Here is an 18029-nt window from a genome sequence, read left to right on the forward strand (position 1 = left end):
TCAACAAGAGCAAAACAAGTTTATCATTAATGAAAAGGAACTTATCTCTTAATGTCCTGCATCATCATTAGCCTGAATGTAAGATGAAGGGAAGGCCAAAATGGTGAAGAAAGGGACTAAAGAGGTGAAGGGGGTGAAAGCAAATGGGTATAAGGAGAGCGAAAATACATTGTTTTTTAGTAAACAGAGTATCAGATTATAAAATGAGACTCTGTTTGCTGTGAGTGTAACTAACTGATATTTAGTGAAATATATGCGAATAAGTCTATCTGGATTCTCAGAGATTACTCCGCCCTATTTTCAAGCTGTTATATCCGAAATCCCCTCTATATTTGCATCGTGATCAAAACCGAAAAAGATAGTATTATGGAGACAACAGCTAACATTTCCGACAACATTATCACCCGTTCTTATGAAGAATATTATCAGGTGATTCTTACCTATATTACTTATCGTATCACTCATCGCTACGAAGCGGAGGATCTAACCCAAGATGTATTTGTACGTCTGCTCGACTACAAACAAATGCTCCGTCCGGACACAGTGAAATATTTCCTGTTCACTATTGCCCGCAATATTGTAATCGACTATATCCGTCGTTATTATAAAAAACAGGAAATAGACAGCTACTTCTATGATACTGTGTCTACTTCAACCAATGAAACAGAAGAAAAAATTATCGGTGATGATTTAATGACAATGGAACGGACCCGTCTGGCTGCCATGCCCGAACAACGTCGGTTAATTTATACATTAAACCGTTTCGAAAATAAAACTTCTCCGGAAATCGCTAATGAATTGAATCTAAGTTGTAGGACGGTAGAAAACCACCTATTCCTTGGACGCCGTGAAATGCGCGAGTTTTTCCGAAATTGTATATAATCTTATTCATTAATAAATAACCCTTTGTGCTTATGGAAAAGGAGTCAGAATTTACAAAGAGGTACTTGTATGCCTCACCTTATTTTAGAGATCAAAAATTTAATACTATTTTTAAACCTCAAATTTAATTTTATGAAACGAAGAGGATTAATATTTAATTCGCGACCTAACAAGACAGCTGTGTTTGCGTTAGGATTAATGCTGGGACTTTGTCCTGTTTCACAGATCTGGGCTTTTGATAATGCGAATGAAAATCAAGTTGTACTACAATCTCATAAACAGGTAAAAGGACAAATTGTAGATGCAATGGGAGAGCCGATTATTGGTGCAAGTATACTTGAAAAAGGAACTACAAATGGGGTAATTTCTGATATTGATGGAAATTTCTCTTTGAATGTAAGTGCACCAAACGCTATTATTGTGATTTCATATATAGGCTTTAAATCACTAGAACTTCCTGCCTCTGATCCGAATTTGAAGAGAATCGTGATGAAGGAAGACACAGAAGTGTTGGATGAAGTTGTTGTAGTTGGTTATGGTACTCAAAAGAAGGAGTCTTTGACAGGTGCGGTGACTGTTGTAGGAGCTAAACAATTGGAAAATAAGGGAACAATGTCGAGTCCTTTGCAAGCTATGCAAGGAACAGTTCCGGGAGTGATTATCACGCGTAATTCTGGAGCACCAGGAGATGAAAGCTGGGGTATGAAACTCCGTGGTGCATCTTCTTCTAATTCTACAGATCCACTTATAATTGTGGATGGAGTGGAATACAGTGATGGTATTAATGGTATGCGCAATCTGAATCCGGATGATATTGAGTCTATAAATTTCTTGAAAGATGCTTCTGCTGCAATATATGGTTCGAAAGCGGCGGGTGGTGTCGTTCTGATTACAACTAAAAAGGCAAAAGCCGGAAAAACCGTTGTTCAGTATAATGGTTCCTTTACAGGAAAAGTTGTTGGATTACAACCGGAACTGATGTCCTTAGATCAATGGGCAGATGCTGTAATCACTGCACAGACTAATGATGGTTATTCAGATTCTAACTGGATTCGTTATGCAAAACTGGCCAAGCTTTATAAAAATCAATATATTGACTTAAATCATAGTACTCATCCTATTCCGGAAGGTTTTAAAGACGTTGAAGATTTTGTATTTATGGATAATGATTGGCAGGATATATTGTGGGGAAACTCATGGTCTACCCAGCACGATCTAAGTGTCTCCGGAGGTACCGAGAGGAATTTATTTCGTTTATCATTGGGATATATGTATGACAACAGTACTTTGAAATGGGGAAATAATAATAACCAACGTTACAATATGCGTTTGAATAATCAGTTCAAATTATCGGATAATGTAATGTTGACATCCAGTATTGGCTATAATCGTCAAGATCAGGTGTCTCCCAGTATGATTGGCAAGGTCCTTTCCCAGTCTTCCCCTCAACCGGGTTTACCTGCTTCGACAATAGATGGACGCCCGTATGGCTGGGGTACTTGGCGTGCATTGAACTGGTGGGCTGAAGAAGGTGGCGATAACAAACTGAAGGTTTCGGCCATTAATATTAGTGAGTCATTGAATTGGAAAATATATTCAGATCTTGATATGGTTGTGAATGTGGGATATAACACGTCTACAGCAACACGTGAGAAAGTGGAAAAATCAATAGATTGGTATAATTACGCTGGTACAACATTGTTGGCAACAGAACCTACACAGGAAAATAGTAAATATTCTGATTCTTTCTCAAGGACTGATTATTATATGGCATCCGGTTATTTAAACTGGCATAAGACATTGGCAGAGGTGCATAACTTGAGTGCTATGGCTGGCGCACAGTATAACTATACACAGTATAAATATACTTTTGTATCAGTAAAAGACATAAATCCATCTTTGGAAATACCTAATGGTGCTGGAGAAGTTTTGATTAAAGACGGGGATAGCAAACCAGCGAAATGGCATGAAGCTATGATGTCTTATTTCGGACGTTTGAATTACGATTATAAACAACGTTATTTGTTGGAAGGTAATCTTCGTTATGATGGTTCTTCAAAATTCCGTCCTGAAAATCGTTGGCAATTCTTTTGGGGAGTATCCAGTGGCTGGCGCTTAAGCGAAGAGAGTTTCATGCACTCATTATCTTCCGTAGTTAACAATCTGAAATTGAGACTTTCATACGGTGTATTAGGTAATCAAAGTGGAGTAGACCGTTATGATGGAACACAGTTATATAATTTTGCTTCTTCCAACGGAGCATATATTGGTAGCGGAAAAGTTTCCACTATTGATACGAACGGAAAGATAGTGACTACAGACCGTACTTGGGAACGTATTCATAGTTATAACTTGGGAGTGGACTTTGCTTTTCTCAATAACCGGTTGACTGGTACTTTCGAACTTTTCATGAAGAAAAATAATAATATGTTGATTGATGCCCAGTATCCGGGTGTGTTGGGAGACAATGCTCCTACAATGAATCTAGGGAAGTTTGAGGCCAAAGGTTGGGAAGGAAACATTACATGGTCGGATAAAATCGGACCAGTTCAATATCATATTGGTGGAACTATAACTTATACCACTAATAAATTGATTGATTTGGGTGCAACTTCTGTTTTGAAATCAGGTTTTGTAGATAAGCAACAGGGATATCCTTTGAATTCTTATTTTGGTTTACGCTATATTGGAAAGATTCAGACACAGGAAGAATTGGAAAAATATAAATATTATTATTTGGATGGAAATGGGATAGGAATGCAGGATAATATTCGTTTAGGTGATAATATGTTTGAGGACGTAAACGGCGATGGTGTTTTGGATCAAAATGATTATGTATATTTGGGAACAGATGATCCGAAATTGTCTTATTCATTTAATGTCGGGTTAGAATGGAAAGGCTTTGATTTTTCAGCTATTTTCCAAGGAGTCGGTCGCAGAACTGTTTATCGTGGTGGTGAAGGTAACGAAACTTGGCGAGTACCTATGAGTGCCATTTATTTGAATACAACTACTCAATCTATTGGCAACACATGGAGTCCTGAAAACAGAAATGCTTATTATCCTACCTATACCAGTGTAGGATCTATTAACAATTATAATTACCAGTGTTCTTCCTGGTCAGTAGAGAATGGATCTTATCTTCGATTGAAGAACCTGACTTTGGGATATACCTTACCTGTTTCGTGGTTGGCAAAAACAAATGTGATAAGTAAGTTACGTATTTACTTTACCGGAGCAGATCTTTGGGAACATAGTAAATTAAAAGACGGATGGGACCCGGAGGCTTCACGCAAAACCAAAGATCTGGGACGTTATCCTTTTAACAGAACTTTTACTGTGGGTGTTAATGCAACTTTTTAAATAGAATATTATGAAACGATCAAAAATAACATTTTTCCTTACTATAGTGTTAGGAATAACTTTGCACTCTTGTCTGGACATGGAACCTCAAGATCAGTTGGGGGGTAAAAACATGTGGACTTCAGTCAATGATTATAAACAGTTTGCCAATACTTTTTATAGTTGGACACGTGACTTCTCTTCTGTTGTATATGATGGAACACATAGTGATAAGCGTTCGGACTTGATTACTTACCAGAGCTATAATGAATTTAGCCGCGGAATAAACTCGATCCCTTCTTCAGATGCTAACTATACGGATAATTATAAACATATTCGTCGTACAAACTTATTGATAGAAAATGCTGAAACTTATTCCAAACCGGAAGATATAAAACAATATTTAGGGGAAGCTTATTTTTTCCGTGCATATAGTTATTTTGACTTACTTCAATTGTATGGTGATGTTATTATAACGAAGAAACCGTTGGATATTACAGATCCGGAGATGAAGGTAAAACGGAACGACCGTAGTGAAGTGGTTGATCTTATTATTGATGATCTCGGACATGCTATTGACAACTTGCCGGCTTTTAAGGAGCTTAGTACTGAAGAAGAGGGACGTATTTCTAAAGAAGGTGCGCAGGCTTTCCTTTCCAGAGTTGCTCTTTATGAAGGAACATGGCAGAAATCACGTAATAATAACCAGAATACGGAACGTACCAAGAATTTACTGGATATAGCTGCCAAGGCAGCACGCACGGTGATGGATGCTAAATATGGATATAGTTTCCGCTTATTTGGAACAGATAGTGAAACAAAAGTCTTGGGTGACAGCGCACAGAAGTATATGTTTATTTTGGAGAATGAGAAATCTAATCCGGCTGGCATCAAGAAATCTGCTAATCATGAATATATTTTTGCTCGTCGCCATGACCAGATTTTAGCTTCAATCGGAAAGAATATAACTCAAGAGTGTCTGGCAAATGTACAATGGATTACTCGTAAGTTTGCCAATCTTTATCTATGTGATGACGGATTGCCCATTGATAAATCAGATCGTTTTCAGAAATATGATGAGAAAGTTTCTGAATTTCTGAACCGTGACAATCGTATGCGTTATACTTTACTAAAGCCGGGAACTCGTTATTGGGGAAATAAGTTCGGACGGACTTCTTGGCAATGGGATGAGGTAGATCTGAAGACCTCAAAGCTATATGATCCTGCGTCCGGTACTTGTTATGGTAATCAAAAATGGAGCGCTGAACGTGTCGTTCCGGATACACAAGAAGGATATGACTTTCCACTTATCCGTTATGCCGAAGTTTTGTTGAATTATGCAGAAGCTGTGTATGAAAGGGATGATAAGATAGAAAATGAAGACTTGAATATATCTTTGAACCAGGTTCGTCAGCGGGTGAATGGCAGTATGCCGGCTTTGACCAAGGAATTTGCGCAGACCCACGGACTGGATATGAGGACAGAAATACGTAGAGAACGTACTGTTGAGCTGTTTAACGAAGGTTTTCGTATTGATGACTTGAAGCGTTGGAAAACTGCAGAAAATGAGATGCCGCAAGCAATGTTAGGTATTAAATGGAAAGGTACTCAATATGAGTCATGGAATACGCCATTCAGTTTGAATGATGATGGATGTATTGTTGTAGAAACAGGTCGCCAGTGGGCAGATAAGAACTATTTGTATCCATTGCCTTCCGATCAGTTACAGTTGAATCCGAATTTGGGACAGAATCCCGGTTGGAAATAACGGAGTATGAATAAAAACAGAGAATCAATATGAAATATATAACTTTTTTATCAGCGAAATGTGTATCGGTGAGCCTTGCTATATTAGGCTTGTTATTGTCAGCAATTGCATGTGACGATAAAGAATATGGTGATGCGATGAGTGAAGGGCAATTGATGAATGATATTGAGATGAATATAGAATCATCCATAGCGTTAGCTGTAGGAATGGATATACAGGTTATTTGCAAACCTGTTCCGGAGAATGTTACTTATCCGGAGATGTCTTGGAAATCATCAGATGAGAATATAGTATCTGTGTCACAAGAAGGTAAAATTACTGCAAAAGCAGTAGGAAAGGCAAAAGTGAATATTTCCCAGAAAGCGGCCTTTGAAACACTTAAAACGATAGATGTGGAAGTAAAACCGGTAGCTACTGCGATTGAGATGGATGACTTTGAACTGTTTGAAGGTACGACTAAAAAAGCCTCTGTAAAAATTACACCTTCTAACGGATATAATGTCTTTCATTGGAAAAGTAGCAATGAGGAAATAGTAAAGGTGGATGCAGATGGTACTGTGACTGGAATTATCCCGGGAGAAGCTGTTGTTACAGCTATTGCCACTGATGGAACTTCTTTGACAGTTTCTGCTAAAGTGACTGTTCGGAAGGTAATCCCGGTAGAATCAATACAATTAGATCCGGTTGATGACATAATGATTGGACAGACTGTTGTTATTGGCTGTCATTTAGTTCCTGAAGAGGCCACTTCCGGTTTGTTAAGTTGGGTAAGTAGTGATGAAAAAGTGGCTGTTGTGGATGCCGATGGTGCTGTAACGGGAGTGGGTTATGGAACTGTAACGATTACCGCAACCGATCCTATGTCAAATATTTCGGCTACCACTAGTGTTACTGTAGGAGCTTTATTGGATTATCAGTTCCAATCTACTTTGAAACCATGTGATTTAAAACCTAATCAAGGTGGTACGGTTACATTTGATAATGGATATGCTCATGTCATAATGAAAGGTCCTGACGGTAATGGAAATTGGCGCCAAGATATTAATATAGTTAATGATGCATATCAAAAGAAACTGGAGTATGCTCCTCAAACTTATAAATATTTAGCTATTAAATTAAGGAGACCGCAACAAAGTGCAACTGCGAATGCAGGTGTGTTGAAGTTTGATATAGGAGATGGAGTGACTGCAGGTAATTATTGCAATTCAGCAGATTACTATGTGTTTGATAAAGAAACTCTTACCATCGTAAAAAAAGGTACAGGAGTAGAAAAATATGGTGAACCTAATATCTATGTATATGATATGTCTGTGGATAATGCTATAAAAGGAAGTAGCCCAATATCAACCAATGAGGCCGGTGTTGCTACGATGACATTGTTATCTTTGTGGATTGCTGATGTTAAAGAAGCCGCAATCGATAAAACGTATGATATGTATTGGATAAAAACCTTCAAAACATTAGAAGATTTGAAAGCTTACATAGAAAAAGAAAATAACAAATAAATCTGAAGTATGAAAACGAAATATATAAATGTGTTATTTAGTTTTGTTATAGCATCTTTTATGATGTCATGCAGTAGTGAAATTCCTACTGGGGACGCAAATAAGTTTAGTGATATGAAAAGTCCGGAGGAGGATATGGTAAAGAGAGATTATTTGCCATTGAACCATCCTTGTATGCTCCATACGCAGGCTGATATTAATAGGGTAAAGAGCAATTTGAACCGATCCCCTTGGGCGGAAGCTTATGCCCAATTGGAAGCAAGCCAATATGCGCAAAGTTCTTATACTGAAAACACAAGAGCTTTGCTTGACGGATATTTGAAAAGAATGGATAAGAATAATTGGTCAGGTAAATATTCGGATTATTCAAATTACACAGCATGTATGTATGATGCTGCGGCTGCTTATCAATTGGCACTTCGTTATCAGTTATCAGGAAATACATCATTTGCGGATGCTGCTGTGAAACTTTTCAATGCATGGGCTACTAATTGTAAGGGAATATTAAGAATGGAAGGTTATACCAATAATATTCCAGATCCTAATCTATATCTAATTCCTATTCAGGCACATCAGTGGGCAAATGCAGCAGAATTACTTAGAGACTATAATGGCTGGGATAGGGATGATTTTGAAAAGTTTAAAACTTGGATGAAAGATACATTTTATAGTGTTTCCGATATGTTTCTTAAAAATCATAATGGTGGACAAGGTAATATGCACTATTGGTTGAACTGGGATTTGGCCCAGATGACGTCTATTCTTTCAATTGGTATTTTATGTGATGATAACGTGATGATTAATCAGGCTATTGTATATTTCAAGAATGAAGAAGGAAGATATAAAGAGGCGGGAAATATAAAGAATGCAGTTCCTTATTTGCATCAAGACCCGGATTCGGATGAAATACTTGGGCAATGTGAGGAGTCCGGACGTGACCAGGGGCATGCTACTTTATGTGTTTCTTTGATGGGAGCATTTTGTCAAATGGCTTATAGTATTGGTGAGGACTTGTTTGCTTATGATAATTATAGGGCAGTGGCTATGGCAGAATATGTAGGAAAGTATAATCTTATCAAGGATGAGTCTTTTAACAAAGGAACATTGGTAGGGGATGATTTCATCTATGATTCTAATTCTTTCCCTTATACTTCTTATTCTAATCCCTCGTATACAAACGCAACCATATCTACAGAGCAACGTGGCACTAAACGGCCTTCGTGGGAATTGTTTTATGGATATTGTAAGGAGAAAGGAATTTCTTCTCTCTATAGCGAAAAATGGGCCGACCAGATGCGTCCTGACGGAGGAGGTGGAAACTACGGACCGAACAGTGGAGGATTTGACCAGTTAGGTTTTGGTACGTTGATGCATTATAGAGAATGATAATATTCATTTTTGAATATTTTTTGCAAGGGGATTAGGTATTTACCTAATCCCCTTCGTATATATAAGCAAATAGGTTAGTAAATAGATTGTTTGAAATCAGAGATTGGATTCAGTTTTTTAAGTGATTAGTTTTTGTAAAGGTAGAAAGAACCTGTTTTTAGGAATAACGAATCTTATTTTGAATGAAATTGATTATTAAGGTATATGCGTAAAAAGATTCTGTTTTTAGCAGGAATGATGGCTTGCTGTTCATTGGCAGGTGCACAAGAAATTTCTAAGACCTGGGTGGCTGATAAGGGGAATGGAACTTATCAGAACCCGGTTCTTCATGCAGACTATTCGGATCCGGATGTATGTGCAGCCGGAGATGATTTCTATATGACAGCATCCAGTTTTAATTGTATTCCCGGAATTCCTATTCTTCATTCCAATGACTTGGTGAATTGGTCGCTGGTAAACTATGCTTTACCGATTCAGGAGCCGGAAGAATTCTTCGATAAGGCACAGCATGGTAAAGGCGTATGGGCACCGGCTATTCGTTTTCATAACGGAGAGTTCTACATTTACTGGGGTGATCCGGATTATGGAATCTATATGATTAAAACCAAAGACCCGAAAGGAAAATGGAGCAAGCCTGTGTTGGTGATAGCCGGGAAAGGGATGATTGACCCGACACCACTTTGGGATGAAGATGGAAAAGTTTATCTTGTACATGCATACGCTGGTAGCCGTAGCGGAGTGAATAGCATCGTAGTTATTTGCGAACTGAATGCTGAGGGAACAGAAGTAATTTCCGATCCGGTGATGGTATTTGATGGAAATGATGGAAAGAACCATACGGTAGAAGGACCGAAGCTCTACAAACGCAACGGATACTACTATATTTTTGCTCCGGCAGGTGGAGTAGCAACCGGTTGGCAATTAGTACTTCGCTCGAAGAACATTTACGGCCCTTACGAATCGAAGATCGTAATGGCACAAGGAAAGACAAATATCAACGGGCCTCATCAAGGTGGCTGGGTAGACACCAACACAGGAGAATCGTGGTTCGTTCATTTTCAAGATAAAGGAGCTTACGGACGCGTGATTCATCTGAATCCGATGACTTGGGTAAATGATTGGCCTGTAATCGGAATAGATAAGGATAAAGATGGTTGCGGTGAACCGGTAACGACCTATAAGAAACCGAATGTAGGAAAGACATATCCGATAGCCACTCCGCCGGAGAGTGATGAATTCAATACTCGGCATTTAGGGTTACAATGGCAATGGCATGCCAATAAAAAAGACACTTACGGGTTCACGACCGACTTGGGGTATATTCGTCTTTATGCAGGCAGTCTCTCAAAAGAATTTGTGAACTTCTGGGAAGTTCCTAACTTGTTGATGCAAAAGTTTCCGGCTGAAGAGTTTACGGCTACGACCAAATTGACATTTACTGCCAAGCAGGATGGGGAACAAACCGGAATCATTGTAATGGGATGGGATTATAGCTATCTCTCCATTCGTAAGGCGGGAGATCAGTTTATTCTGCAACAAGCAGTCTGCAAGGATGCGGAACAGCAAAATCCCGAACAGATAAAAGAATTGGCAAACATTCCGGTGGAACATCTGAAGATGCCGGGAGTAGCAGATAATGAGTGGCAAACAGTTTATTTGCAAGTAAAGGTTCGTAAAGGAGCCGTTTGTACATTCGCTTATAGTCTGGACGGAAAGAAATACATGACAGTGGGAGAGCCTTTCACAGCCCGACAAGGCAAATGGATTGGAGCCAAAGTTGGAGTATTTTGCGTAACTCCGAATGAAGGCAATCGTGGATGGGCAGATGTAGACTGGTTTCGGATGACTAAGTAACTGATGGAGTGACTAAGTAACTGACCGATCAAGTAACTGACAAAGAGAAATAAAGATTAAGAATTAACGCGAATATATTTGAACTAAGATGAAAAAGATTGTAGTAGGTCTGGCTGTGATGTTAGGTTTTTGTATGTGCACTCACAAGCCTTCCGGTACATTGGATGTGAATAAGGCATTAGACTATTGTGCAGAGCAGACACAACGTACGCTTACGGAACTGAAAACAGATTCCGGCATTGACTATACGATGATGCCACGTAACATTATGGCTGACGAACACCACTGGAACTGTCGTAAGGCAACGAAAGAAGAATGGTGTGCCGGTTTCTGGCCGGGTGTGCTCTGGTATGATTACGAATATACACAGGATAAGCATATTCTGGAAGAAGCGAAGAAGTTTACGAACTCATTGGAATTCCTTTCTCGAATACCAGCTTATGACCATGATTTGGGATTTCTCGTATTCTGCAGTTATGGAAACGGCTATCGCTTGACGAAAGATCCTGCTTATAAGAAAGTGATTCTGGATACGGCCGATTCGCTGGCTACTTTATTCAATCCGGTTGTAGGAACAATGCTTTCGTGGCCTCGTGAAGTGGAACCACGCAACTGGCCTCACAACACAATCATGGATAACATGATTAATCTCGAAATGCTTTTCTGGGCAGCAAAGAATGGTGGAAATCCTTATTTGTATGATGTTGCCGTTTCTCATGCTGATAAAACAATGAAATGTCAGTTCCGTCCCGATTATACATCCTACCATGTAGCAGTATATGATACCATCACTGGTAATCTGATAAAAGGAGTAACCCATCAGGGCTATGCAGACAGTACCATGTGGGCGCGTGGTCAAGCATGGGCAATCTACGGATATACTGTAGTCTATCGGGAGACGAAAGATCCTAAATATCTTGATTTCGCACAGAAAGTGACAGATGTTTATCTCGAACGTCTGCCGGAAGACAAGGTTCCTTATTGGGATTTCAGTGCACCGGGAATACCGGATGCTCCGCGTGACGCTTCTGCTGCGGCAGTGGTGGCCTCTGCTTTGCTTGAATTATCCACTTACCTCCCGAATGGAACAGGAAAACGTTATAAAGATGTTGCTATTGAAATGCTGGCAAGCCTGAACTCTGACAGTTATCAGAGTGGCAAGAGCAAACCGTCCTTCCTGCTTCATAGCGTAGGACATTGGCCGGCTCATTCAGAGATAGATGCCTCTATTATTTATGCAGATTATTACTACATTGAAGCATTGCTTCGGTTGAAACGTCTGCAAGAAGGAAAGAATGTAATTAAATAAAGAAGATTTATATCGAATAAAACACTATCTTTATCACAGTTATTTAACAATAAATCTATGTTGTATGAAACAGTGCATTAAAACAAATGGAGTTTTATTCTTTTTTTGTTTGATATCATTAATCATTACTGCACAGGAGCAATCAGTGCAGTCTAATATCAAATGCTTGAATTATCCTAGTTCGTTTGAGTTATTGCTTCGGCATTTTAAAGGAAAAATTGTATATATTGATGTAATGGTATCTTGGTGTAAACCCTGTCTGGCAGAACTCAAAGAATATGAAAAAACAGATGATTTTTTCAAAAAGAATGATATTGTAAGACTTTTTATTTCAATAGATGAACCCAAGGATTGGAATGTCTGTTTGAAAAGATTGGATGAAAGATTATTAAATGGGTATTTTGTCACCTATCATCGACCAGAGAATAGTGTTGAGAATAATAAATTTTCTGTTGAAGTGGAGAAGTTGTTTGTCACTTATGATGAGAAAGGTAATTTCGCCGGGCTTTCAGTTCCTCAGTTTATTATTGTTAATAGGGAGGGAACTATTGTAGAATATAAGGCACAAAGACCAAGCAATCCGGAGGAATTGAAGAATCAGTTGAAACAATACTTGGAATAATATGAGGAAAGACTCCCAAAAACGAAAAGCTCTGCAAGAACGGACCGTTCTATGCAGAGCTTTTTTTACTGGTTAGGGTTAGGCTTATTATTATTTTACCTTGATGATGTCATAATTCAGATTGCTGACAGCTTCTTGCAAGCTATCGTTCACCAAACGAAGAGTGGTATCGTTAACAACCACGAAATACATCGGAGCTTCACCATCCTTCGGAGTTAACTTAACAGCAGTAACAGGTTTTTTGTTCACTACCTTGTGTACAGTCTGCTGTTTTCCTTTTGAAGTGAAAGTCTTGTTTTGTCCTTGACCTTCAGCATCGAGGTAAGTCATATCCAGTGTATACGCAGTATCTACACCGTCAGTTGCAGCGTTCAAGGTTAGTACATAGTCAATACCCGGACCGTCGGCAGCAGGAAGAGTACCTTCATAAACTTCAGTTAGTTCGGTAATCGGAGTCATAGCAAGAGCTAGACTGTCTGCTTGAGCCTCTGCGGCTTTGTTTGCTTTTGATTGGCATGATGCCAAAGCAGCTACGACTGCTGCTAACATAATTACTTTTTTCATCGTTAAGTGCTTTAAGTTAATATAAATATAGTGAGCTATTGCTCGTTTTTTGCTATCCTATTCCTGTTCATCGTCCCGTTTGATGACAAGCAGTTTGTCTACTCGTCCGCGGTCCATGTCCACCACTTCGAATTGCAGATTCTTATAGGTGAAGATGTCTCCCGCTTTCGGGATACGGCCAATCAGGAACATGGCTAATCCCCCCAGAGTGGTGAAGTCTTCCGATTCCAGATCTTCATAGGATAAAATACCCATTTCCTCCATGAAGTCGTCGATGTTCATTGAAGCTTCCACCAGCATCGAACCATCCTGCCTTGTGACGATTTCTTCTTCTTCCGTTTCATCCTCTTCAAGGATGTCTCCGAAGATACTTTCGGTCAGGTCGTGCAGTGTGATAATGCCTTCTGTGCTGCCATACTCGTTAACAACAACTCCGAACTTGTTTTTGTTCTTCTTAAATAGCTCTAAAACTTTATTTGCATATAAACTTTCCGGAATAAAGAGGGGAGGACGGGCTATTTCGCGTAAGTTAAACAGTTTTTTACTGCCTATCATCAGGATAATATCCTTTACGGAAACCACACCGATAATCTCATCTTTCCGTTCGTCCACCAACAGATATTTGCTATAATGTTCTTCTTCGATTGTCTTCATCACCTTTTCCTGCGTATCATCAGGGTGAAGGATAATGAGATCTCTGCGATGCGTCATCAGTTCGTTAGCCCGTTTGTCGGAGAAGCGGAACACATCACGTATCATTTCCGTTTCCTCTTTGTCAATCACACCCTGTTCCGAACTTTGATGGAGAATCATTTTGATTTCCTCCTGCGTCATGGGGCGTTCTTCGCTTTTCAAACCGATGAGTTTATTCAGTAGCCGGGTAGAGACACTCAGCAACCATACAAAAGGATAAGAAACCTTTGTCAGGAGAATCATGACCGGGCTGAACAAAGTGGCGTATCGCTCCGGATTACTAAGAGCGATAGATTTGGGTACTAGCTCTCCGATAATCAGAGAAAGATAGGTAATGATTGCTACGGTAGTAATCATTGCCAGGTTGCGTGCATAAGCTTCTGCGCCCGGAATGAGGGAAAAGAAAGGAACGAGGTCGTCGGCAATAGCCACACCACCATACGCACCGGATACGATACCGATCAGCGTAATACCGATCTGAATGGTAGATAAGAACTTTTCCGGTTCTTCCAATTGTTTTAAAACTCCACGGGCTGATTTGTTACCTTTTGCGACAAGTGTTTCAAGACGTGCTTTGCTGGATGATACCAGCGCAATTTCATACATGGCAAAAATGCCATTCAGTACAAGTAAGAGAAGTATGATAAGAAATTCCATAAATGGATTAAAATGGTTATAGGGTCGAAATTACAAGAAATCAGGGCACTATGCAAATCTATGTTATAGATTAATGATTTTTTAATAATAGTGTGTCCTTTTTTATCAAAAACAGAGGAGGAGATACATTGGTTTGTCAACCGCAGTATCTCCTCCTTTATTTGATTTAGGAACGATGTCCGTTATTATTTAGCGTAGGTTGCTGCTTTTGCTTTCGCACGTTCGATACGTTTCATGGTATCCGGGTGTGACGAGAACATCTTTTGCAGGTAAGAAGCTTGTGGAGCATCTTTCGACAGTTCGGACAACTTAGTCAGTGAGTTAGCCATTGCATACGGGTCGATACCGTTCTTTACACAGAACTCTACTCCGTAATCATCCGCTTCGCTTTCCTGCTTCTGTGAATATTGTGCGCCTGCCAGAGCTTCAGCCATAGCTCCCAGCTCGGAGTCGGTCAGTTTGGCTACTTTATCGCTGCTGGCACCTGCTGCATTCTTCACGGCTGAACGGAGATAAGCATTCTTCATGGCATCTTTAGAATCTGTGTGAACTACGTGGCCAATCTCATGTCCTACCACTGCCATCACTTCTTCATCCGTCATCACATCCATCAGACCGGCGCAAATACGTACACTACCGTCGCCACAAGCGAAAGCATTTACGTCTACCACTTCATATACACCAAAGTTAAGTTTCAGTCCATCCACTTCTTTGATATGTCCCGTCAACTTCTCCAGACGTTTGCCATATTCAGTATCAGGTTTGGTCAATGGATTATGAGCATCCATCCATACCATATACTCCTTACTCATGTTGGCGATGTCCGCATCAGATAAAGTAACGGCTGATACTACGTCTTTACCGGCTTGTAACGCTTTTCCCAAATTAATCTTCTTGCCGAATTGTGCAGAAGCTGTCATACCCATGCCTAACAATACGAAGGCAATCATAGCGATTTCTCTTTTCATACTCTTTTCTAGTTTACAGTTTTATGCATAAATTAATACTCAAATGTTATTCCTAATGTGGGGAGCAATGTCCCGCTCGATTGTTTGAGGCGTTTCATTTTATAGTGTTGGCTGTCGGCAGGAGCTTCCGGATTTTCGATGATACCGGTGCTCATCAGTACATCTTGCTGTTTCAGTTTGCTTACCGTGATATTTTGCAAATCAAGATAGAATCCCAGCATACAATGTTTCAGATAAAATGTCTTGTCGATACGGAGGTCTACCTGTGCAAAAGCCGGAAGACGTTCTTTATTATATTTAGAATAGTCGTAATATGCTTTACCTTGTGCATCCCAGGCAGATACCAGAGATGACTTTTCTTCATCATAAGGCGTATAAGGAGCACCGCCGATGCAACTGACTTTCATCCCGACACTCCATTGGCGCGGCAGATTGTAGGTTCCCCGTAAGTTGAAGATATACCGGTTGTCCCATGCGGATGCAATGTATTCACTCTCTTTGTCGTTGCGGTATTCGCTTTTAAATAAGGTAAAGGAAGAAGCCAGATTCAGTTTCTTGGTGATCAGCCATTTCACCAAAATCTCCGCACCATACGAACGTCCCTGGGCGGTGGAGGTCAGCAATTCGTTGCCAATCACCCCGTAGTCATTTCCTTTGCAGGTAAGAGGAATGCCATCCACAACGGAGAGCGGAATTTTATCATAATCTTTGTAGAATCCTTCCACGGAAACTTCGAAAGTATCTCCTTTGCGCCAACTGATACCCAAGCTTTCCTGGCTGACTTTCATATAGCGGAGATTGTATTTGTTGACATACGTTCCGTTATTATCCTTAAAACCGAGAGCCGTGTAAGGAGGCAACTGGTAATAAAGTCCTGCATTTCCACTTAAAAACCAGTGATCGGCAAGTTGATAGGAAAGCGATATGCGCGGTGAAAGCTGGTCGGAGAGTGATTTCATCGCCGATGAATAATTGTTGGCATCCGCTCTCAATCCCAAAGAAGCAGTGAAGCGTTCGTCCATCGAAGAGTAGCTGATAGTGCCGAAAAGTCCCCAGCGCATCATCCCCAAATAAGTATGGTAATCAAACGTTTGTGCCTGATTGGTATATGCCTTTTGAAAGGTGGTGTTGGTATATTGGCTGTAATCCAGGTTCAATCCGAGGTTGACCTTCCAGTTGCGGAAAGAAGAATTGTTTTCGAAACGGAATTTTGTCTCTTGTTCGGTAGAACGGAGGCGGAGCATCAGATTCTCCGGAATACTTTCATCATTCTGACGGTATTTGGTGTTGCGGTTGTTCAGATAGCTGTGACTGACTACCACTGACTGCACATGTGCGCCTGCATAATGACGATAAACGGCTCCCAATGTAAATGTCTCCTGCTTGATTTTCGGCAGGTAACTAAGAATATATTCGTTGTCTTCGCTATCCGCTTTCGTGTTCAATCGCATATTGTCGATTCCTCCGAGTCCCAGCACTGTCAACTCGTTCTGTTCGTTAAACCGGGTTTTCAATTTGAACTGCGCATCGGTGAAAGTCGGCAGGAAAGGGAGGTCGAGCATATCAAACAGGAATTGCAGATAAGATTGACGTATAGATACCAGATAAGAGGTCTTTTTCCCGATATGCCCGTTGGAGGCGAGCGAGACTTCGGATGCTCCGAGGGTAGCCTTTACAGAGTTGTGCTCCATATCTCCGTCGCGCAACTTGAAATCAAGAACGGAACTAAGTGCGTTTCCTCTATCAGTGGGGAAAGCACCGGTGTAGAAATTGACTTCACGTATCAGGTCGGCATTGAGGATTCCCACCGGACCACCGGAGGCTCCTTGCGTACTGAAGTGATTGATATTGGGAATTTCCACTCCATCCAGGTAGAAACGGTTTTCAGAAGGAGAACCACCGCGCACAATCAAGTCGTTGCGGTATCCAATCGGTGAGAAGGCAACTCCCGGATAAGACTGAACAATACGTGAAATGTCCCGATTAGCTCCCGGACTTTTTTCTATTTCCTGCAATCCGATAATGCGCAGGCTGACGGGGCTTTCCAAATCACGTCGGAAAGGAGAAGCGGTGACGGTTACTCCTGCGAGTTCGGTCAGGTTCTCTTCCATCTCTATCGAGATATTCAGATCTTTGGTAGATACAATATATTCGGGAGTAGTGACACTTTTGTAGCCGATGGCAGTTGCTTGCAGGCGGTAGATGCCGGGAGGTACTTGTTCGATGGTGAAATGGCCTTCCGCATTGGTGACGCCACCTTTGTTCAGCCCGAGAACCATTACGTTAATGAACTCTAATGGTTGACGGCTGTTTTTCTCAATAACCGTTCCCCTGATTTGATGTACAGGTTGTGCCTGTAGCAGGGAAAGTAGAAGGTTTGAAAATAGTAGCAGAGTCAACAGTCTTTTCATGTGATTGCGAATTATTGCTGCGAAAGTACGAAAAAAGTATTAAAGAATGATACCTTCCGTGAATA

General features: G+C 40.4%; 12 protein-coding genes. 8 read left to right on the plus strand and 4 right to left on the minus strand.

The features are described 5' to 3' along the window. Nucleotides 1-366 precede the first annotated feature (366 nt). From NQ505_RS14015 to NQ505_RS14050, 8 genes are all read left to right on the plus strand, one after another. Nucleotides 367-882: an RNA polymerase sigma-70 factor gene (locus tag NQ505_RS14015; RefSeq protein WP_009000873.1), complete on the plus strand. Its 516-nt coding sequence runs from the start codon at nt 367-369 to the stop codon at nt 880-882. 132 nt (nt 883-1014) lie between these two features. Beyond that, nucleotides 1015-4245, plus strand: a complete 3231-nt coding sequence (locus NQ505_RS14020; RefSeq protein WP_009000875.1) for a SusC/RagA family TonB-linked outer membrane protein — start codon at nt 1015-1017, stop codon at nt 4243-4245. A 10-nt stretch (nt 4246-4255) separates the two neighbouring features. Beyond that, the gene (locus tag NQ505_RS14025; protein ID WP_004319584.1) at nt 4256-5992 is read left to right on the plus strand and encodes a RagB/SusD family nutrient uptake outer membrane protein; all 1737 of its coding nucleotides are present in this window, start codon (nt 4256-4258) and stop codon (nt 5990-5992) included. A 29-nt stretch (nt 5993-6021) separates the two neighbouring features. Next, entirely contained in the window at nt 6022-7497 is a 1476-nt protein-coding gene (locus NQ505_RS14030; RefSeq protein WP_009000876.1) for an Ig-like domain-containing protein, read from the plus strand. Between the two features lie 9 nt (nt 7498-7506). Then, the gene (locus NQ505_RS14035; RefSeq protein WP_009000877.1) at nt 7507-8883 is read left to right on the plus strand and encodes an alginate lyase family protein; all 1377 of its coding nucleotides are present in this window, start codon (nt 7507-7509) and stop codon (nt 8881-8883) included. A 207-nt stretch (nt 8884-9090) separates the two neighbouring features. Next, nucleotides 9091-10740 carry a glycoside hydrolase 43 family protein gene (locus tag NQ505_RS14040; protein ID WP_009000878.1) on the plus strand — a complete coding sequence of 550 codons (1650 nt, stop codon included), beginning with the start codon at nt 9091-9093 and terminating at the stop codon, nt 10738-10740. An 88-nt stretch (nt 10741-10828) separates the two neighbouring features. Further along, nucleotides 10829-12049 carry a glycoside hydrolase family 88 protein gene (locus NQ505_RS14045; protein ID WP_009000879.1) on the plus strand — a complete coding sequence of 407 codons (1221 nt, stop codon included), beginning with the start codon at nt 10829-10831 and terminating at the stop codon, nt 12047-12049. 64 nt (nt 12050-12113) lie between these two features. Then, nucleotides 12114-12671, plus strand: a complete 558-nt coding sequence (locus NQ505_RS14050; protein ID WP_009000880.1) for a TlpA family protein disulfide reductase — start codon at nt 12114-12116, stop codon at nt 12669-12671. Between the two features lie 90 nt (nt 12672-12761). Here the strand turns inward: NQ505_RS14050 and NQ505_RS14055 are convergent, their stop codons facing one another. The 4 genes from NQ505_RS14055 to NQ505_RS14070 all read right to left on the minus strand — a co-directional run bounded on the left by NQ505_RS14055 (nt 12762) and on the right by NQ505_RS14070 (nt 17964). Then, nucleotides 12762-13235 carry a copper resistance protein NlpE N-terminal domain-containing protein gene (locus tag NQ505_RS14055; RefSeq protein ID WP_032853868.1) on the minus strand — a complete coding sequence of 158 codons (474 nt, stop codon included), beginning with the start codon at nt 13233-13235 and terminating at the stop codon, nt 12762-12764. Between the two features lie 57 nt (nt 13236-13292). Further along, entirely contained in the window at nt 13293-14585 is a 1293-nt protein-coding gene (locus NQ505_RS14060; RefSeq protein ID WP_009000882.1) for a hemolysin family protein, read from the minus strand. A gap of 185 nt (nt 14586-14770) precedes the next feature. After that, on the minus strand, nt 14771-15553 hold the full coding sequence (locus tag NQ505_RS14065) for a M48 family metallopeptidase (RefSeq protein ID WP_008774941.1): 783 nt from the start codon (nt 15551-15553) through the stop codon (nt 14771-14773). 32 nt (nt 15554-15585) lie between these two features. Further along, complete coding sequence (locus NQ505_RS14070; protein ID WP_009000883.1) at nt 15586-17964, minus strand: TonB-dependent receptor; 2379 nt, start codon at nt 17962-17964, stop codon at nt 15586-15588. Between the last annotated feature and the right edge of the window lie 65 nt (nt 17965-18029).

This window comes from Bacteroides sp. D2, assembly GCF_025147085.1.
Taxonomy (GTDB): Bacteria; Bacteroidota; Bacteroidia; order Bacteroidales; family Bacteroidaceae; genus Bacteroides.